At 36.7% G+C, this 18,392-nt stretch carries 19 protein-coding genes; 9 read left to right on the top strand and 10 right to left on the bottom strand.

Features of this window, described 5'->3' with window-relative positions; translation table 11 throughout:
- Positions 1 to 238: 238 nt before the first annotated feature.
- Together VB713_RS05955 and VB713_RS05950 are read right to left on the bottom strand one after the other, a co-directional pair.
- The gene (locus tag VB713_RS05955) at positions 239 to 1,639 is read right to left on the bottom strand and encodes a Rieske 2Fe-2S domain-containing protein (RefSeq protein ID WP_323310659.1); all 1,401 of its coding nucleotides are present in this window, start codon (positions 1,637 to 1,639) and stop codon (positions 239 to 241) included.
- A gap of 128 nt (positions 1,640 to 1,767) precedes the next feature.
- On the bottom strand, positions 1,768 to 2,502 hold the full coding sequence (locus VB713_RS05950) for an ABC transporter permease (RefSeq protein WP_323310658.1): 735 nt from the start codon (positions 2,500 to 2,502) through the stop codon (positions 1,768 to 1,770).
- A gap of 787 nt (positions 2,503 to 3,289) precedes the next feature.
- Here VB713_RS05950 and VB713_RS05945 point away from each other — a divergent pair.
- Positions 3,290 to 4,360: a glycosyltransferase family 4 protein gene (locus VB713_RS05945; RefSeq protein ID WP_323310657.1), complete on the top strand. Its 1,071-nt coding sequence runs from the start codon at positions 3,290 to 3,292 to the stop codon at positions 4,358 to 4,360.
- Here the strand turns inward: VB713_RS05945 and VB713_RS05940 are convergent.
- Entirely contained in the window at positions 4,357 to 4,752 is a 396-nt protein-coding gene (locus VB713_RS05940; protein ID WP_323310668.1) for a DUF1499 domain-containing protein, read from the bottom strand. The two genes, VB713_RS05945 and VB713_RS05940, sit on opposite strands and share 4 nt — an antisense overlap.
- Positions 4,753 to 5,013: 261 nt before the next feature.
- On the opposite strand from VB713_RS05940, the gene VB713_RS05935 reads away from it, so the two are divergent.
- From VB713_RS05935 to VB713_RS05920, 4 genes are all read left to right on the top strand, one after another.
- Positions 5,014 to 6,162, top strand: a complete 1,149-nt coding sequence (locus VB713_RS05935) for an alanine--glyoxylate aminotransferase family protein (protein WP_323310656.1) — start codon at positions 5,014 to 5,016, stop codon at positions 6,160 to 6,162.
- 98 nt (positions 6,163 to 6,260) lie between these two features.
- Positions 6,261 to 7,628 (top strand): hypothetical protein, encoded by a 1,368-nt coding sequence (locus VB713_RS05930; protein ID WP_323310655.1) that lies wholly within the window; start codon positions 6,261 to 6,263, stop codon positions 7,626 to 7,628.
- Between the two features lie 28 nt (positions 7,629 to 7,656).
- Entirely contained in the window at positions 7,657 to 7,794 is a 138-nt protein-coding gene (locus tag VB713_RS05925) for a hypothetical protein (protein ID WP_323310654.1), read from the top strand.
- Positions 7,791 to 8,018 (top strand): type II toxin-antitoxin system MqsA family antitoxin, encoded by a 228-nt coding sequence (locus tag VB713_RS05920; protein WP_323310653.1) that lies wholly within the window; start codon positions 7,791 to 7,793, stop codon positions 8,016 to 8,018. The genes VB713_RS05925 and VB713_RS05920 overlap by 4 nt, the downstream gene beginning before the upstream one ends.
- Positions 8,019 to 8,264: 246 nt before the next feature.
- Here VB713_RS05920 and VB713_RS05915 read toward each other — a convergent pair whose 3' ends face one another.
- The 4 genes from VB713_RS05915 to VB713_RS05900 form a co-directional block, all read right to left on the bottom strand.
- The gene (locus VB713_RS05915; RefSeq protein WP_323310652.1) at positions 8,265 to 8,528 is read right to left on the bottom strand and encodes a hypothetical protein; all 264 of its coding nucleotides are present in this window, start codon (positions 8,526 to 8,528) and stop codon (positions 8,265 to 8,267) included.
- Entirely contained in the window at positions 8,525 to 8,755 is a 231-nt protein-coding gene (locus VB713_RS05910; protein WP_323310651.1) for a hypothetical protein, read from the bottom strand. Before VB713_RS05910 ends, VB713_RS05915 begins: the two co-directional genes overlap by 4 nt.
- A gap of 71 nt (positions 8,756 to 8,826) precedes the next feature.
- Positions 8,827 to 9,384 (bottom strand): Uma2 family endonuclease, encoded by a 558-nt coding sequence (locus VB713_RS05905; RefSeq protein ID WP_323310650.1) that lies wholly within the window; start codon positions 9,382 to 9,384, stop codon positions 8,827 to 8,829.
- A 53-nt stretch (positions 9,385 to 9,437) separates the two neighbouring features.
- Complete coding sequence (locus tag VB713_RS05900) at positions 9,438 to 9,584, bottom strand: hypothetical protein (protein WP_323310649.1); 147 nt, start codon at positions 9,582 to 9,584, stop codon at positions 9,438 to 9,440.
- Positions 9,585 to 9,989: 405 nt separating this feature from the next.
- Here VB713_RS05900 and VB713_RS05895 point away from each other — a divergent pair, with 405 nt between their 5' ends.
- The 3 genes from VB713_RS05895 to VB713_RS05885 all read left to right on the top strand — a co-directional run bounded on the left by VB713_RS05895 (position 9,990) and on the right by VB713_RS05885 (position 14,911).
- Positions 9,990 to 10,676 carry an alternative oxidase gene (locus tag VB713_RS05895; protein WP_323310648.1) on the top strand — a complete coding sequence of 229 codons (687 nt, stop codon included), beginning with the start codon at positions 9,990 to 9,992 and terminating at the stop codon, positions 10,674 to 10,676.
- 609 nt (positions 10,677 to 11,285) lie between these two features.
- Positions 11,286 to 13,100, top strand: a complete 1,815-nt coding sequence (locus VB713_RS05890) for an ATP-binding protein (RefSeq protein ID WP_323310647.1) — start codon at positions 11,286 to 11,288, stop codon at positions 13,098 to 13,100.
- A 158-nt stretch (positions 13,101 to 13,258) separates the two neighbouring features.
- On the top strand, positions 13,259 to 14,911 hold the full coding sequence (locus tag VB713_RS05885) for an RluA family pseudouridine synthase (RefSeq protein WP_323310646.1): 1,653 nt from the start codon (positions 13,259 to 13,261) through the stop codon (positions 14,909 to 14,911).
- A 251-nt stretch (positions 14,912 to 15,162) separates the two neighbouring features.
- On the opposite strand, the gene VB713_RS05880 is transcribed toward VB713_RS05885, so the two are convergent.
- The gene (locus tag VB713_RS05880; protein WP_323310645.1) at positions 15,163 to 15,564 is read right to left on the bottom strand and encodes a hypothetical protein; all 402 of its coding nucleotides are present in this window, start codon (positions 15,562 to 15,564) and stop codon (positions 15,163 to 15,165) included.
- A 277-nt stretch (positions 15,565 to 15,841) separates the two neighbouring features.
- Between VB713_RS05880 and VB713_RS05875 the strand changes: the two genes are divergently transcribed.
- Complete coding sequence (locus VB713_RS05875) at positions 15,842 to 16,636, top strand: type 1 glutamine amidotransferase (protein ID WP_323310644.1); 795 nt, start codon at positions 15,842 to 15,844, stop codon at positions 16,634 to 16,636.
- 185 nt (positions 16,637 to 16,821) lie between these two features.
- Here VB713_RS05875 and VB713_RS05870 read toward each other — a convergent pair whose 3' ends face one another.
- Together VB713_RS05870 and thiD are read right to left on the bottom strand one after the other, a co-directional pair.
- A complete protein-coding gene (locus VB713_RS05870; protein ID WP_323310643.1) occupies positions 16,822 to 17,424 on the bottom strand; it encodes a hypothetical protein in 603 nt (200 codons plus the stop codon).
- A gap of 121 nt (positions 17,425 to 17,545) precedes the next feature.
- Complete coding sequence (gene thiD, locus VB713_RS05865; RefSeq protein ID WP_323310642.1) at positions 17,546 to 18,373, bottom strand: bifunctional hydroxymethylpyrimidine kinase/phosphomethylpyrimidine kinase; 828 nt, start codon at positions 18,371 to 18,373, stop codon at positions 17,546 to 17,548.
- Positions 18,374 to 18,392: the final 19 nt, after the last annotated feature.

The raw sequence follows: 18,392 nt of genomic DNA, 5'->3' as shown, positions 1-18,392 counted from the left end.
CGGTAATAAAAGTGAAGAGAATATGTTGATTTATCTATTTTGTTGGGGAGCTTATAAATCTGTATATATGGGCGCACAGATTTCCATTATATAGTTCACAATAGAAGATTTTGGGAACTTTGTCAAGTGTTTGGTTGAGAATTTTCTCGCAGAGGCGCAGAGAGAATTAAGAGAGATTTTGAAAATAGATAAATATGGTGTGTTAGGAAGAGTTAACACACTCACTAATTACTCGGTTTCAGCTTTTTTCTGGTTGGTTACGGGGTGGTATAAGTCGTCCTTGATAGAATTGTTTTTCTAGGTTGTTTAGTTTCCACCATGCTAACCCTAATGCTAGAGGTGTTACTGTCTCAATGACGACTGTTAAAATTGATGTTGTGTGTAAGAAAAATGCTAAGATTGGACTACTTGCTAAAGCTAATAATGCTATACTTACACACCATAATTTTAATAGCTGAATATTAGCTAGGGCTTTTCTACAACTAGCACATTTTTCGGTATGGGAATGATACCTTTCTAGTAGTGCGTCTTTTGGTAATGGTGGGGGGAATGGTTGTCCGGGAAATGGTTCGGCGTTGTATTGGTTGACCCACTGACGCAGTTCAAATACAAAACTATCGGCTTTGGTAGCTAGGTAAAATGCTTTAGTAAAATTATTACTACCTCCTTTTGCTTCTAGATAACGCTCTTGGTAATGTAGAAAAATTTGATCATCTTCTAAAACGCCATTTTGTCCAAGATGATAGTACCAACGGGGTCTAAGTTTAATAAATATACCCGGAATCTTGGAGGAAAATTTGAAAGGGAAGCGAGCAATTAAACGACATTCACCTTTGCGAATTGGTGTGGCATAAACAACGGTTAAAATTCTACCTTTTGGGGAGTTAATATCATGCCATATCAAAGTGGGGGCGATGAAAGTTGTGGATAATTCTCCCGTTTGTGATGATTTTAAACCTTGCTTCCATATACCTTTAAACCCGTGTTTTCCTGAGTTAATTACTTCTAGTTCTAAAGGTGCGGCGTTGGCGCGATTTCCGACTGTGCGATGATGGGTAAAGGCGACGTGGCTGGGGTCGAGAATGTTTTCTAATAGTGTCAGAGCATCATAAGGAACATCTCTAAATGTGTTGATCATCACCCATCCTTCTGGTGATTCTTCTATTGGTTCTATAACTGGAACTTTGGTTTTAGCAGCGTTTTCTGGGTTGCCGACGTAAACAAATAATAGCCCTTGTTTGGTAGTTGTGGGTAAGGTTGATGCACAGGCGCGTTGAGATGTTTCAGCTTGATTACCTACTGCTTGTTGGGGAATAATTTGACAAGTTCCATCTCCTGAAAATGCCCAACCATGATAAGGACATTCTAAGAGTCCATTTTGATTAATTCTACCTTCGGAAAGCCTTGCTAAACGATGGGGACATTGGTCTATAAATGTTTGCCAAGATTGGGTTTGTTTGTCCCACCAAATAACGATATCTTTGCCTAAGAGGGTAAAGGGTGTGGGTTGGGTTTTATCTAAGTCTTGAAGGTAGTGAATTGGATACCAGGCTTCTTGGTATTGAAAATGATCGGGGTTATTGCCACCGGGGAATATTTCTTCTGGAAGATTATTTATATTTGGGTTGGTTTCTAGCATTTTTTTTAGGTAATTACAAATTACAAATGTCAGGATTCTCTATCTAAAATAGAGAATGGAGAAGAAATAAAATTTTGAGGATGATGTTTGATATGTTTGTTAAGGTCTTGAATCTGTTAATTTCTGACTTACAAATTATTTTGCTTGTCTCCAGAAATACGAATTAATTCAGCTATGACAGCGACGGTGGCGGTTACGGAAATTAACATGACGCTAAGGGCGTTAATATCAGGTTTGACTCCGGTTCTGATACGACTAAATATTTCCATTGGTAGGGTGCTGGAACCACTGCCTGCGGTAAAGCTGGAGATGAGAAAGTCGTCTAAACTGAGGACAAAGGCGAGTAGACAGCCGGAGACAATTCCAGGCATTAATTGAGGTAGGACGACTTTGATGAAGGCTTGAATGGGTGTTGCACCTAAATCTAGCGCGGCTTCTTCGAGGTGGGGGTCTAGGTTACTGAGTCTAGCAGAAACGACTAGGGCGATGTAGGAGAGACAGAAAACTATGTGGGCGGCTATGATTGTCCAGATGCTGAGGGGAATGGCAAAGGCGGCTAAACAGACTAGAGTAGCAACTGCGATCGCAATATCGGGTATTAATAATGGTAGATAAGATATACCGCGATACAATTTTTTACCAGGAAACTCATACCGCGCTAACCCTACAGCCATTAAGGTTCCTAAGACGGCAGCAACTGTGACTGCGCTAAAGGCAACGAATAAACTGTTATTTAAAGCCGATAAAATGCGATCGTCGTTAAACAGTTTTTGATACCATTCCCAGGTGAAACCCTGCCAAGTTGCACTGTAAGGTGATTTGTTGAAGCTATAAAAGCTTAGTACCAAGATAGGTAGGTACATGAATACAAATATCAGTAGTGAGAAAACTCCCAGCCATTCAATAGACTTTTTGTCATTTGAGTTAGGAATATTCATGTTTATATTTAACTTTAATATTTATTGTATTATATTATACGTTTTTTCTTAAAAAAGTCAAGGTTTTGACGGTGATGCTACAGAATTAATAGGTAATTTAGCAAACTGAGAATTAGATAAGACCCAGTAGATTTCATCTGCTAAAGAGATGTATATGTAACATATCTACACTGGTTGGTAGTAGTGGTTGGCTGATTAATTAAATAGAAAATGATCAATTATTATGATTCGGGGTACAAATTTTTCAACCTCAACTCAGACTTAAATACATAAAAAATCCCTCTATATATTCAGGACTTAGGCAATTGGCTTGCTTTGTAGGGTGTGTCGGACCTTATTATCAACAGATTTGTGATATCTGACGCACCTGTAAAAGATATTAAATGTGGCACGCAGCTTTAGTCCTGATATTGAAAGATAAGAAATTGCATATTTTGGGATAATATGGGTTTTTCGGGTTTTTCTGTTAGTTAATTGCCCATTTTAGAGATACTAAATTTAGTTGTAAAATCTTAATTTATGTCTTTTGATGAGGCTTAAATCATTACCTAAGATAGACAAAAAATATCAGAATAACAGCATAAAATTTTGAAGCAATTATATATGTAGTTGGTGTTTGAAGTGATTTACTGCTATAGTTAATCGCTGGGCATTAATTCCAAATTAAATAATAAACACCACTAATTGTAATTCTACTTTTTAGGAGACTGACATGAAAATTGCTCAAATTGCTCCATTGTGGGAGAGAGTACCGCCTCCAGCTTATGGTGGTATAGAATTGGTAGTGGGATTATTAACTGACGAATTAGTCCGAAAAGGGCATGAAGTGACGTTATTTGCATCAGGTGATTCTCTCACTTTGGCGAAGTTAATATCAGTTCATCCTCGTGCTTTAAGACTTGATAAAACTGTCAAAGATTGCAGTATTTATGAATCGCTACAACTAGCTTCAGTATATGAACGAGCAGCGGAGTTTGATATCATTCACTCCCATATGGGACATAGCCCCCTAGCGTATGCAAATCTGGTAAAAACTCCGACAGTTCACACCTTACATGGAATTTTTACGCCCGATAATGAAAAAATATTTAGCTATGCCAAAAAGCAGCCTTATGTTAGTATTTCCAATTCCCAAAGAGAACCCAGTTTAGAATTAAATTATGTAGCTACAGTTTACAATGGGATTGATGTTAGTAGTTATGAATTTTATGCTCAACCAACAGATCCACCTTATTTAGCATTTGTAGGTAGAATATCTCCAGAAAAGGGGCCACATTTAGCTATTGAGATTGCTAAAAAATCTGGTTGGCAGTTGAAAATAGCGGGTAAAGTAGATGTGGTGGATATAGAGTATTTTGAAACGCAAATCAAACCGCAGATTGACGGAAAGCAAATCCAATATTTAGGTGAAGCAAATCATGTACAAAAAAATGTGATCATGGGAGGTGCAGTAGCCACTTTATTTCCTATTACTTGGCGAGAACCTTTTGGGTTAGTAATGATAGAGTCAATGGCTGCGGGTACTCCAGTGATTGCAATGCGAATGGGTTCAACACCAGAAATAATTTCTGATGGTGAGACTGGTTTCCTTTGTAATAATACACAAGAATGTATTAATGCTATTGACAAGATAGATAGATTAAACCGTTATACTTGTCGGCATTATGCAGAAAACCGATTTAGTTTACAGCAAATGACTAATGGCTATGAGGCGCTTTACCAGCAAATTATCGGCGAAAAAATTGCTCAACAAAATGGACATTTACGTCCTGTTTTAGTTTAGTTAAACTTAGATCGAATAGTCTCAATGCGTTGGCGATTTACTCCTAAATCACTCTGACCTAAGCGAGAAGCTGAACGCACATGGATGATGTTAGAGTTACGGTCGAGATAAAATTCTACATCATCTACAAATCCCATTAAAGCACTTTTGAATTCTGCGTATAAATAATCCTCAGTTTCAGTAATTATCGTCGTTCTCGGTAAAGATTGGATAATACCTTTGAGTTTAGATAATGCTTCTGCTGGAGTGGATGTGAAACTCAGAGGTGCAATTTTGTGGAGTGAATCTGAATCTGATGCTTGACTAGAAACACAGTTAGGGCTAGAGGGACAAGGTGCTAGTTTACCGTCTTGAACGCCTAAATTGTTTGGTCGTTTACCTGCAAATATCATGGGGTTAAGTAGGGGTAAAATAATAATGATGATGCTAAGAAAGATTAAAGCTAAAAAGCTTCTTCTTGTTTGTTTAATCCACACGTAAAATGTTAATTTTTACCATGAGGTTGGTAATTCTATTATAAATTACGGTGGTTAATTTTTAATTAAATTTAGGACGTGGAGATATCTGGGGGTGGCATGGCGTGATCTTTTCCATTTTGACTCATGACGCGATCGCTTTATCATGCAATTAATATTGAATCTCAAAGAAATTATATGACATCCACCATTGCCATCAATGATAGTCAGCGTCTAGCGATCGCACCCCTAGAAGTCCCCAACCGTCTCTTACTTGGCCCTGGCCCCTCCAACGCCCATCCAGCCGTCTTACAGGCGATGAATAACACACCTATAGGGCATTTAGATCCGGCATTTTTAGCCCTAATGGATGAAATTCAATCTCTGCTACGCTATGTATGGCAAACCGAAAACCCCCATACTATCGCCGTCAGTGGCACTGGTACAGCCGCAATGGAAGCTACCCTAGCGAATACTGTAGAACCAGGGGATGTCGTCTTAATTGGTGTATCTGGTTATTTCGGCAACCGCTTAGTAGATATGGCGGGAAGATATGGCGCAGATGTCCGCACTATTACCAAACCTTGGGGACAAGTTTTCAATTTAGATGAAATTAGTACGGCAGTAGAAACCCATAAACCGGCAATTTTAGCTTTAGTTCATGCGGAAACATCCACCGGCGCACGTCAACCCTTGGAAGAGGTGGGTGAATTGTGCCGCAAACATGGCACATTGCTGTTAGTGGATACGGTGACAAGTTTAGGTGGTGTTCCCATCTTTTTAGATGAGTGGGGAGTTGATTTGGCTTATAGCTGTAGTCAAAAGGGTTTAGGTTGTTCTCCTGGTGCTTCCCCCTTTACCATGAGTACAAGGGCAATGGAGAAATTGCAGAAGCGTGAGACGAAAGTTGCCAACTGGTATTTGGATATGTTGTTGCTGGGGAAATATTGGGGAAGCGATCGCACATATCACCATACTGCCCCGGTTAATTTATATTATGGTTTACGGGAAGCTTTGCGTTTGGTAGCAGAAGAAGGTTTAGCACATTGCTGGCAACGTCATCAAAAGAATGTCGAATATCTGTGGGAAAGCTTGGAAAGCATTGGTTTAAAAATGCACGTTGCCAAGGAATATCGGCTACCAACTTTAACTACTGTTTGCATTCCTGAAGGTGTAGATGGAAAGGCTATTGCCAAGCAGTTATTACTTGAGCATAACATTGAAGTTGGTGGCGGTTTGGGAGAATTAGCTGGTAAGGTTTGGCGTGTGGGTTTGATGGGTTTTAATAGTCGTCCTGAAAGTGTGGATAAGTTGGTTGCAGCTTTGAAAGAGGTTTTAGGTAAATAGGGTTGTTGTATTTGGGTGCGTTAGCTGTGAGTTAGCGCACCTGGTAAATGAGAGAATGGGGGTGAGATCATTCTACTCTTAATCTATCTTTATTTGTGATGACCACTAAACCACCTCTCAATAAACTACGTGCAGCAATAGCTGATGCTTTAGCTGAAGAAAAATCTTACAATCTGCCAAAAGTTTGTGAGGAGTTCGGTCTATCTCCTGGTACTGATGAAGAGGCACACTCTAGCAAAAGAGTTTATGTTAATAAACGTCTGATTGGAAAATCCGATGAGTTTTTAATTAATTTAGCACAGAGAGTATTAAAAGATTATTCTTCAGAAGAACTTCGCAACATACTTACCCAATTTATATCAGGTAATTTTCAAATATCTTTAATTAACCGAAAAAATATATTAGATGAGTTAATTATAAAATCTGAAGTATTAGCTATACATGGAAAATTAGATTTAATTGACTTTCTCAAACGTATCTGGTCATTAGATACAATGCCACCTAGCGACAAATATTTTAAATCGGCAACACAAGAAATTACACAGCGTATGGTTATGACCCATGAATGGGACTACCATCACTTGTTCAATAGTTATTTAGGCTTAACAGATAGTTCCGACGAAATTTTATTTCGATTTATAGAGGAAGTTACTCATCCATTAGTACAAGAATTAGAGATTCAAAAATTTCTAGTTAATCTCATAAATAATCATTTAGTTAAAGATGGTTATCGCTTAGAAGCAAAAGAAGAGATATCAGGACTTCCAATTTACAAAGTAGTTAAGATTGGATCAGGTGTTAGTGGTAACATAAAAAACTTAATCTTTGCAGCAAATGGACCCAAACCAGAATTAATACTCGAAGACTCTATCAACAATGATATTCGTATTGTTAAAAATGAAAATTTTTGTCTTATTTATGACCAACCTATTCCTATCTCTGGATTATTTTGGAAAGACTTAGTTTCTTGGTGGGCAAAAAAATTAAATGATGAATGTCCTACTATAGAAACAGAGCGATCACTTTATAAGCGTTTAGTAAGTTCTTTAGCTTCCTCACCTGAAAAATTATTATTTTATACGTATTATAAAAAATTGCGGCATACTCCCGGTGAATTTTTGCCCGCCTTGATACCTCAAGTTTATTTACACTATGATCCATACACTTTAAGGGAATTAAAGGAAAAAAGAATACCAAGACAAAGAATGGACTTTTTAATCCTCTTTTCTCATCAGGAAAGAGTAGTAATAGAGGTTGATGGTAAACAACATTATGCTGATGATGATGATATTGCAAAGCCTAAAAAATATGCTGAAATGGTTGCTGAAGATCGCAAACTGAAACTAGCTGGTTATGAAATATATAGATTTGGAGGATACGAATTACAAGGAGAGTCTGGCAAAGATTTAGTCGATATATTTTTTGATAAACTTATCCAAAAATATATTAATAGAAGTAAATTCTGACCATACACCATACCCCAGTTATTTAATATTGGATTTTATAGAAGGTAAACCAATTCATGTTGTATTTTCCTATGATGAAGCTACAGATACAGGATATGTAGTAACGGCTTATATTCCTGATGCTAATATTTGGTTAGATGGGTTTACAACTAGGAGACTAAGATGATGAAATGCGTAATTTGTAAGCATGGAGAAACCAAGCCAGTTTTAGTAATTGTGACATTAGAAAGAGATGAATGTATTATTGTCTTGAAAAAAGTTCCAGCAGAAATTTGTGATAACTGTGGTGAATATTATTTAAGCGATACAGTTACCGAACAGGTCTTAGAAAAAGCAGAATTAGCTATTAATAATGGAGCAAAATTAGAGATTATTAGATACGCGGCTTAGTGTTTTTATTGATTAATTTTTGTGTCTTATATCTAGACTTGTAAGCTGTAAAATATAACTGTCTGAATCAGGATTTACAGGATTTAAGGATTTGCAGGATGAAGAAAAACAACTAACATTCAGAATCTGGAATTGGACAAAATAGTTTTTTATACAAAATCCTGTTCGTCCTTTAATCTTGATAGCGTACCCTACTGGAAGCAAGCCACACTTAGTGTGCCGTAAGCCATAAAATCCTGATTCTGACTATGAAAAAAAACTCTCATAATCGTCATGACTACCAATCCAGAACCATGTAACTGTATCACCATCCAAAACCCCAATTGCTCGATAATTGCGAGTTATTCTGACAGACCAAATATTTTCCTGATTATTTATACATTTGAAATGTAAAGATGGATGAAAATGATTTTCTCTCCATAACCGATAAGCTTTTCTCGCGCTTTGTCTAACTTGCTTGTCAAGAGACTGATATTCATGCCAAAAAGAAGGAAGAGTTGCGGACTTCATAATTTGTCGTAGTCCATTGGCTTTGCAAGTCCTTCTGCTATATCTCTTTTAGCACGTTGAGCAGATGCAATCAATGTTTGTTGAGTTTTTTTAAATGAATTATCCCATTTTAATTCATCTTGTAAATCTTCCAGGTATTCTCGAAGATGTTCTACAACTTTGTCTTGTACATCTTCAGATAAAGATTCCATCATTTGAATTACAGTGGTAATTGCTGGAGATGACATAAAAAATTTCCTTTTCAACTATATCAGTTTATTTTACTAAAAAACTCAATTGTAAATCCTGATTCTGACATTTAAGGGATTCCCGCTTGTTGAAAAATTTGTTGAGGTGTAATTTCCAATCCTGGAAAAAGAGCATCTTCTAAACTATTTGTACCTCTTTTTGTTTGCGGGCGTGCATCAGGATAGAAAATAGTCACAGTTTTAGCTTTTGCATCTACAACCCAAACTCTCATGACACCAGCATCAAGATAATCTGTAGCTTTTGCACTCATTTCTCCAAAAGATTGGTCAGGTGATATAATTTCAATCGCCAAATCTGGGGGAATAGGACAAGCTTCATTCTCAATTACATCACTCGAAAAACGCGAATAAGAGATATAAAGTAAGTCTGGAACAGGAACCCAATCTCGACCATCACGTTTTAAAGTCACTGCCCATTCTATCCCAACCTCACCTTGATTTTGCGCCCATTGAGTAAGGAGCAGACACAACGCAATAGTTAATCGTGAGTGAAATCTTTTTGGTGATATTTTGGGTTTGGCTTGGCCGTTAATTAATTCGTAGGTAATATCCTCTTCTGGAAGAGCAAAGAATTCTTGTAGTGTAAGTTGATGTTTAACAGAAACCATAGCTAGTTTATCCTTGACAAGGATGCTATTTTATAGATGAAAACATCTCTAGCTTATTGTCCTAAAAAACCAGCAAGCAGCAGGGGTATGAGTATCAAAGTAGAAGCAATCAAAACCAGGGTGGCTGGATCAATTTTAATATGGTTTTTCTGTGGATCTCGCATTTGATACCATTCCCAAAAATAGCTACTTAAACTCATTTTAAATTATTCATAACTCTTTTGTGCAACTTCATGAGTTGAGAAATGTGAAGCAGTCATAAGTTATTTTTTCCCAGGTAGTTTAGTACCCATTTCCGTTAAGGCAGAGAAGATGAGATAGGCAATCAGTAAACCCGCACCTGCGAAAAAAGCCAGTAAATCGTTATTCATGACCCTAAATTTAATCAAACGCTACACGTAGCTAGTATACAGCAGTAATACTATTTGAGAAGTCAGAGATATATCTTCTGTGGGCTATCTTAATAAAGAATTATACAATTTATTTATATTTTACTCAGTGATACTCACAAGATCCTCAAATTTTTTGTTTAAGGTTGGAGGTGTTAGAAAGAAGCTGAAAGTTCGAGCAATACCTCAGAAATTGATATTTAATGGAGATTGACAATGATTAAGTTGCTTGTGGGAATACTTGTTTTTGTTATTAATACGGTTTATCGCGATCGCCCTTATCCTCGCTTCTATGTCCTGGAAACCGTTGCACGAGTCCCTTATTTTTCCTATCTCTCTGTTCTGCACCTCTACGAAACACTGGGAATTTGGCGGAAAGCCGATTGGCTAAAAGTGCATTTTGCCGAATCCTGGAATGAGTTGCATCACCTGTTGATCATGGAATCTTTGGGAGGTTCACAATTTTGGGGCGATCGCATATTAGCAAGAACAACCGCACTAATTTATTACTGGATTATAGTTGCGCTCTATATTGTCTCTCCTAGTTCTGCTTATAATTTCATGGAATTGGTAGAAAATCATGCTTATGAAAGTTACCAAAAATTCTTGACAGAAAACGAAGCCGAATTGAAATTAAAACCTGCCCCAGCAGTAGCAATTAGCTACTATCGTGATGGTGATTTGTATATGTTTGATGAGTTTCAAACTGCTAACTCACCAGAAACACGCCGTCCAAAAGTTGATAATCTTTATGATGTCTTTGTGGCCATTCGTGACGATGAAATGGAACACGTCAAAACAATGGTTGTTTGTCAACAAACAAATGCTCAACTCACGTTTAAGAGTCCTCACGCTCTTCCCCAATCTGATATTAATGATAGTGAAGTTTTATCTACTCACTAGTCTAAAATAACGATATAAAAAATAATAACTTCGATTTTTAAAGAGATCGGAGTTATTATTTGTAACTCTATTTTATTTAATTTTATGAAAAATTGCATATTTTTTTATTAGAAAAACCGGCATTAGTGAATAAAGGTATGAATTTTTCTCACGCAGAGGCGCAGAATCCCAGAGAGGAAGAGTTTAAGAGATGGAATTTTTGATTTTCATACTTCAATTCAGCAAAGCCGAAAAACCAATTTATAAACTACATACAGTAGAATTCAGGAGACGCTACGCAGACCTTTAAGAGTAGAGCAGTATTTGACAAGTAGTGAAGACTTTAAATATATTTAAGCTTAATTAGCAAGCAACCAAAATTTGCATCCAGGTAACGAAAGAGCAAAGCCTAGTGATATTACTTTGATTAAAAGTGTACATCGTGCATAATTTCCCGGATAATGTTCTTATTTTAAGACAATAGGTAATTATAAGCATAAATAAATCTATGCTCTGAAACAAGCACACATTGATGCTCCAGCATATATTGTTGCAGTTTCAGGTTGAAAAACCATAATTCATATCCTTCTAGAGAATATGAACTGTGAACCAATTAGGGAGTTACAAAGCATGAAACAACTAATAAATAGCTCTACCAAATTGAACTTAAGTTCAATCAGCAGTATGAAAATTTGGCAACGATTTCTGGGATCTTCGATAATATTTGCTGGGCTGATCTGTTTAACAGGTGGTGGTGCTTATTATTTATATCAAGCTGAAATAGCTGCGGAAAAAACTCATAAAAAAACGGCACAGGCACTTACTATTACTGATGGTCTAGAAAAATCTCTCAAAGATCAAGCTCTCATACTCAAAGATTTTGTAGTTTTAGACCACAACGCTACAAGCATGATGGAATATCAGCGAATCAGGTCTAATTTTATAATTGATCTTGATAAGTTAGAACTATTGATTAACAAAACATCAGAGTTATTGGTTGTACGTCGTCGTCATGATTTTTTGACGCGTTTAGTAAATGAGCTAGATGGCAATATAAATACTTTAGTAATATCGCAGGAGGATGTACAAGCAATTAAATCTTATATACAAGATATTGATTTTTATTTAAATATCATTTCTCAAAATGCTCAAAAACAGGATGATATAGCAAGTAAAAAAGTTGTAAAGATCAGGACAATTAATGCTAACTTTATATTCGCTGGCATTTTGAGTATATTGTTAGTATTCTTAGCCCAATTTATTATTATAATAATTCCAGTTATTCGCTCACTTCATCAACTTCAAATTGGAGTAGCAAAAATTAGTGCAGGAAACTTAAGTTATCATTTAGATATTCAAACTAATGATGAAATCGAACAATTAGCGAATGATTTTAATCAAATGACGTTGAAATTAAGTAATTTTTATCAGTCGCTAGAATCTAGAGTTACCGAAAGAACATCTGAGCTTTTTCAAGTTAATCAGGATCTAGAAAATGAAATTATTGATAGACGTAATACAGAAATTGAGCTCAAAAAATCTCAGCTACAGTTAACACAAAAAGCCGAAGAACTTGAACAAACACTAAAAAAACTTCAGCAAACTCAAATTCAATTAATTCAAACTGAGAAAATGTCAAGTTTAGGACAGTTAGTAGCTGGTGTAGCTCATGAAATTAATAATCCAATAAACTTTATACATGGAAATATTCAGCCATTTCATGAATATTTGCAAAACTTAATCGAATTAATATATTTATATCAAAAATATTATCCTCAACCAGTTGATGAGATTCAATATTATATTGAAGACATAGATTTACGCTTTATTCTTCAAGATTCTACTAAACTAATTTCTTCTCTGGAAATAGGAACTAAAAGAATTCGTGAAATTGTTGTATCGTTGAGGAATTTCTCTCGACTAGACGAAGCTGAAATGAAAGAAGTAAATATCCATGAAGGTATTAATAACACTCTATTGATCCTCCAGCATAGAACTAAAGCAACACCAGAATCTGCTGAAATTGAAATTATTAAAGACTATAGTGATTTGCCATTAATTGAATGTTATGCAGGTCAGCTAAATCAGGTATTTATGAATATATTAAGTAATGCAATTGATGCTTTGGAAGAGTATAATAATCCACATTATATTCAAGAACAAAATACTAACTATAAAAAAATTCATATTCAAACAAAAGTTATCAAAAAAGATCGTATTGCTATTCATATCACAGACAACGGTATGGGAATTCCTGAAGCAAGTCGTAATCGGATATTTGATCCTTTTTTCACAACAAAAGCAGTTGGTAAAGGAACAGGACTTGGTTTATCAATCAGCTATCAAATTGTGACTGCAAAGCATAAAGGTAATTTGCGATGTATTACTAAATCTGGGAAGGGAACAGAATTTATTATTGAGTTGCCAATTAAGCAGAATTATTAATTGCTATAAATGGGAATTATAGAATTATATATAATAGATATCTCCGGTAATGTAGAGACATTCCATGGAACGTCTCTACAGGGGTTTCAGATCACGCATATTTAATTTTTGGAGATGTCTAATTTATTTATGATTTAAAAATAAAGCTGAAAGTTTCTATGAAATTAATCCACCCCCTGTCAGATTTTATTAACTCTAATTCCACAATTCTCTCCACACCTCCCAGCTATTATTACGAAGGGAAATGTCCTCAAACTGGGGAACTGCTGAGACTACCTCGCACCCCTTTAGCTGAAGCTATAGCTGAGGGTTTAATGCAGCAACTTCAGCAAAATCACCTTTATTTCTCTGAAGGTAAAATGTATGGGATATTACTAGTTGAATTATCTAATGGTGAACAAGGGGTAATTAAAGCCTTTTCCGGTTTATTACATGGTTGTAGTGTGCATGAGGGTTGGGTTCCACCTATTCCGGGACGTGAAGAAATTGCACTAGCAGAAGCCAATACTTTAGCTGAGTTAGAAGCAATTAAACAAGAAATAATTCATCTGCAACACCTTCCAGAACGAGAACAATATGAAACATTATTGACTGAGTTTAAACAGCAGTTAGAAATAATGAGTTGCCAACATAGCCAAAGTAAAAAACAACGACAGGAAAAACGTCAGCAATGCGGTGACAAATTGACAAGAGAAGTTCTTGAAGAACTGGAAGCAGAAAGCCGTCAACATGGGATTGAGCGAAAATACTTCAAACGTCATCAAAATGAAGTTTTGCAACCATTTCAGCAGGTTATAAATGTTGCAGATGACAGAATTAGGGAACTAAAACAACAACGAAAAGAATTATCTCGGCAATTACAAACACAGATGCACGCTGTTTATAGCTTAACTAATTTTCATGGAAAATCCCTATCTTTACAGCAATTACTACTAGGAAGAATACCTACAGGTACAGGAGATTGTTGCGCTCCTAAGTTGTTGCATTATGCTGCAACTCATGGACTAAAACCCCTGGCAATGGCTGAATTTTGGTGGGGTAAGTCTTCAGTACAAGATAAAATTCAGGGACAATTTTATGGTGCTTGTGCAGAAAGATGTCAGCCATTAATGGGGTTTTTATTATCAGGCAAATCTAATTCTATTCCTCAATTTTCAATCAAAAAAGAAGAAGTTATTAACTCTATTGGTGAATGGGTTATTTATGAAGATAAATGGTTGATTGCTGTGAATAAATCACCAGGGTTGTTATCTGTACCTGGACGTTATTCTTATAACCAAGATAGTGTTTTGAGCCGATTGAGGAATTTGTATGATATGGAATTGATGACGGTACATCGTTTAGATCAAGATACTTCTGGTATTTTGTTATTAGCTAAGAATTTATTTACCTATTCTCAACTAAGTAAACAATTTGAAAACCGGCAAATTAATAAAGTTTATGAAGCTATACTTGCAGGTTCCCTCGCTATAGCAGAAGGTGTTATTGATTTACCATTATGGAAAAATCCTGAACAGAGTTTTTATCAGAAAGTTGATTTAGAACGGGGTAAACCTAGCTTAACGCGCTTCCGAGTTATGGGAAAAGCAGGTGACTATACCCGTGTAGAATTTATCCCTCTGACAGGACGTACCCATCAATTAAGGGTTCATGCTGCTGATCTGCGAGGATTGGGTATAGCTATTTTGGGCGATCGCTTGTATGGTTGTAATATTGATGCCTGTAGACTATATCTGCACGCGAGAGAACTGAGTTTTTATCATCCCCATTTAGATGAAACTATTCATTTACAGACAAAAACGCCATTTTAATTTGTTGGGGTTGGTAATTGGTAATTTTTTTTCCTGGGAATACTCCAAGAGGATGTTTTAAAAGTTTTCGGCTGATGTATGAGAAACTTTAGATTCTCCTAAATCCTCCTTAAAAGGAGGACTTTGAGAAGTTTATTCCCCTATTAAAAAGGGGTTAGGAGGGATCTTGATACAACTTTAAACTTCTAAAACATTCTCTTAAGGAAATATCGTCAACCACATTTAAATTATGTTCTGAGGTTGGGGTTGAGTTATTGCAATTTTACCGCAGCACGTTGTAAAGGTAAAACTTCTTCTAAACTCAATTCATGGTCAGTAGTAAGATGACTACTACAACAAATTGTACTAAAGAAAATAGGCTTGCCAACAACTTCTGAAAAATGCTTTTCTAGCAATAATCGGGAGGTGATATCACCTAATAATTCACCTATATCTTTTGTTAATTGGTCTTGATCATCTCGGTGAACCATTCTAAACTTAAACTTGGGTTCTCCAACTAAATTTTTAATTGCAGAATCAAATTCATGTGCTTTACCTTGAACATAAGCAAAAGCTTGTTCTTCTAAAAACTTCCAAGCTTCTGGAAAAATCTCCTGGATTTTTTCTAGATGATTTTCCGTTTGGTAGACCAAAGTTGCAGTTTTACAATCCATATATTGATGTATTTGGTTGGGAAATAAACCCGATTACTTCTGTAATCTCAACAGAAGCAGTAAAATTTTTTGCCTATATCCTTAAAATTATGGACATAAGGTGATAATAAAACTGTTACATAAAATACAAAATATCTAGAAATTATGGCAAATAGAACAAATAAGGTGTTGCTGAATTGGAGTATAAAAATCAACAATTCCCTGACTTTAAATCAGCAATATCAAAAATAAGCTAACATTGAACGCAAATTAATTGGAATTGCTAGAGTGAGGATTTATGAGTTCTGCACAGATGGAAATTATTATTGGTTGGCTATATCCTAAATTAATGAGTACCTATGGCGATCGCGGAAATGTTATAACTATAGAACGCCGCATCCAATGGCGGGACTATGATGTGACCGTTTTACCCCTTGACCAAAACTCCACTGCAAATGATATAAAATCAGTAGATGTGATCGTCGGTGGAGGCGCACAAGACCGTCAGCAAGAGATCGTTATGCGCGACTTGCAAGGTGCAAAAGCTGACGCAATGCGGGAAAAAATTGAAAATGGCACACCGGGAGTTTTTACCTGTGGTTCTCCCCAACTGCTGGGAAATTATTATGAACCAGCCTTTGGGAAAAGAATTGAAGGTTTAGGAATACTCGATTTAGTTTCCATTCACCCTGGTGAAAATACTAAACGCTGCATAGGTAATTTAGTTATAGAAGTTACAGCATCACGCCTAGCCCAAGAACTCGAAGCAATGACAGGGACAAAACCTTATCTAGTCGGCTTTGAAAATCACGGTGGACGCACCAAATTAGGGAAAGTGGAAGCTTTGGGGCGTGTGGTATACGGTTTAGGTAATAATGGTGAAGATGGCACAGAAGGTGCTTTTTATCAAAATGCGATCGCTACATATTCTCACGGGCCATTACTACCGAAAAATCCCTTTGTTGCAGACTGGTTAATTCAAACAGCCTTGCGGTTAAAATATCAACAAGAAATCAAACTTTCACCTTTAGATGATACCTTGGCAATGCAAGGAAGAGAAGCGATGTTTAAGCGGTTGAAGGTTAGTAGGTAGTACTGAGTTGTGAGTACCGAGTGCTGAGTACCGAGTGCTGGGTTGTGAGTTGTGAGTTATGAGTTATGAGTTATGAGTTATGAGTTGTGAGTTATGAGTGCTGAGTTATGAGTTGTGAGTGCTGAGTTGTGAGTTGTGAGTTGTGAGTTATGAGTGCTGAGTTGTGAGTGCTGAGTTGTGAGTAATTAGGAATTATTCTGGTTTTGCAACAAAGGACGCACAATCAAATACCCAGCACCAAAACCAGTGATCATCATCAACACAATCGTCATGATTAACCACCAACCATTAAGCCCTTTCAACTCTGACTCTGGAGTGGGATAATAGTGTACCTCTTGTTCTTCAACAAACACTGTTTCTGATACCGGAAAATTCATATCCATGATAGGTACAGAAAACTCCTCTCGTCGGCTTTTGCTAGGTGGAACTTTTGTAACTGCGGGTGGACGAGGACGAGAAGCCTGTTGACGTGGAGGTGCAGCTGTAACTGGGGGCTGACTTACCTGTTTTAGTTCAGTATTAATACGTGGCTTTGGTTCAGCAATAGGTATATTAGAAGATTCAACCAAATTTTGCAGGTGATTAAAAGCCTGAATAACTTTAGTAATTTCTTGACGCAGAAGTTGATTTTCTTGGCTTAACTTTTGATTGTGGGTAGTAACTACATCTAACTTTGATTGTATTGCTTGTAACTCCGTTGCTAATTCCCGGTACACATGAAGGGGTACAGAGGGGGAATAACTGGGAGTAGGTGGTTGACGGTGAACATGACCTGTAGTTGTTCGCATTGGGAATATTATATAAAAATAAGGACTTTAGATTAACAAAATATACTATCAGCGTAAAGGTATCCCGGAGACTATAATCCAAAAACTCTTTGATGGTAATTGTTTAAGTTTGAGTCTATTTCTAAACGTCGCTTTTTTGCAACAACGGGAAAAAGTGTCCTACAGGCCCTTGTCCTTTACCAATATCAAGAGAGTAGGTGAGTGCAGTTGTTACATATTCTTTTGCGTGTTGGACTGCTGTCCATAAATCTTTGCCTAAAGCTAGATTAGCAGCGATCGCAGCTGATAGAGTACAACCAGTACCATGAGTGTTTTTTGTCTCTACCTGTTGCGTCGTTAAAGTCTCCAACTTTTCCCCGTCAAACCAAATATCCACCCCTCGCAAATTTCCAGACATTCCCCCACCTTTAACCAAAACAGCCTTATTTCCTAATTTTTGATGGATGATTTGGGCGGCAACCTGCATATCTTCTAGGGAATCAATCTGTACCCCGCTTAAAATCTGTGCTTCATAACGATTTGGTGTAATTATAACCGCTTGAGGAATAAGTTCATGACTGAGAATTTGCACAGCATCATCATCAATCAACTGCGCCCCTGTGCGTGATACCATGACTGGATCAACTACTAAGTTATTAATTTCGCAAACTTTTACTTGCTGGGCTACAGCCGAGATAATTTCCTGGTTAAGTAACATTCCCGTTTTCGCAGCTTGGACACCAATATCTGCAACTACCGCCTGAATTTGCGCCACCACAGCCTCTGAAGGCATTGCATCAACCCGTAACACACCGAGAGTATTTTGGGCTGTAATGCAAGTAATAGCACTTGTACCATGAACACAATGAAAAGCAAAAGTTCTTAAATCACTTTGAATTCCTGCACCACCACCACTATCCGAACCGGCAATAGTTAAAGCAACAGGAGTGAAAGTTGTGTTTGTTGTCATTATGATAGATTCTAAATAT

The sequence above is a fragment of the Anabaena cylindrica UHCC 0172 genome, from assembly GCF_034931625.1.
In the GTDB taxonomy this organism is placed as follows: domain Bacteria; phylum Cyanobacteriota; class Cyanobacteriia; order Cyanobacteriales; family Nostocaceae; genus Anabaena; species Anabaena cylindrica_A.
This window is presented reverse-complemented; position numbering and strand designations above follow the sequence as displayed.

Bases quoted from the DNA above. Each gene is read 5' to 3' on its own strand.
- VB713_RS05955 (WP_323310659.1), bottom strand. From the start codon at position 1,639: ATGCTAGAAACCAACCCAAATATAAATAATCTTCCAGAAGAAATATTC.
- VB713_RS05950 (WP_323310658.1), bottom strand. From the start codon at position 2,502: ATGTACCTACCTATCTTGGTACTAAGCTTTTATAGCTTCAACAAATCA.
- VB713_RS05945 (WP_323310657.1), top strand. From the start codon at position 3,290: ATGAAAATTGCTCAAATTGCTCCATTGTGGGAGAGAGTACCGCCTCCA.
- VB713_RS05940 (WP_323310668.1), bottom strand. From the start codon at position 4,752: ATGATATTTGCAGGTAAACGACCAAACAATTTAGGCGTTCAAGACGGT.
- VB713_RS05935 (WP_323310656.1), top strand. From the start codon at position 5,014: ATGACATCCACCATTGCCATCAATGATAGTCAGCGTCTAGCGATCGCA.
- VB713_RS05930 (WP_323310655.1), top strand. From the start codon at position 6,261: ATGACCACTAAACCACCTCTCAATAAACTACGTGCAGCAATAGCTGAT.
- VB713_RS05920 (WP_323310653.1), top strand. From the start codon at position 7,791: ATGATGAAATGCGTAATTTGTAAGCATGGAGAAACCAAGCCAGTTTTA.
- VB713_RS05915 (WP_323310652.1), bottom strand. From the start codon at position 8,528: ATGAAGTCCGCAACTCTTCCTTCTTTTTGGCATGAATATCAGTCTCTT.
- VB713_RS05910 (WP_323310651.1), bottom strand. From the start codon at position 8,755: ATGTCATCTCCAGCAATTACCACTGTAATTCAAATGATGGAATCTTTA.
- VB713_RS05905 (WP_323310650.1), bottom strand. From the start codon at position 9,384: ATGGTTTCTGTTAAACATCAACTTACACTACAAGAATTCTTTGCTCTT.
- VB713_RS05900 (WP_323310649.1), bottom strand. From the start codon at position 9,584: ATGAGTTTAAGTAGCTATTTTTGGGAATGGTATCAAATGCGAGATCCA.
- VB713_RS05895 (WP_323310648.1), top strand. From the start codon at position 9,990: ATGATTAAGTTGCTTGTGGGAATACTTGTTTTTGTTATTAATACGGTT.
- VB713_RS05890 (WP_323310647.1), top strand. From the start codon at position 11,286: ATGAAACAACTAATAAATAGCTCTACCAAATTGAACTTAAGTTCAATC.
- VB713_RS05885 (WP_323310646.1), top strand. From the start codon at position 13,259: ATGAAATTAATCCACCCCCTGTCAGATTTTATTAACTCTAATTCCACA.
- VB713_RS05880 (WP_323310645.1), bottom strand. From the start codon at position 15,564: ATGGATTGTAAAACTGCAACTTTGGTCTACCAAACGGAAAATCATCTA.
- VB713_RS05875 (WP_323310644.1), top strand. From the start codon at position 15,842: ATGAGTTCTGCACAGATGGAAATTATTATTGGTTGGCTATATCCTAAA.
- VB713_RS05870 (WP_323310643.1), bottom strand. From the start codon at position 17,424: ATGCGAACAACTACAGGTCATGTTCACCGTCAACCACCTACTCCCAGT.
- thiD (WP_323310642.1), bottom strand. From the start codon at position 18,373: ATGACAACAAACACAACTTTCACTCCTGTTGCTTTAACTATTGCCGGT.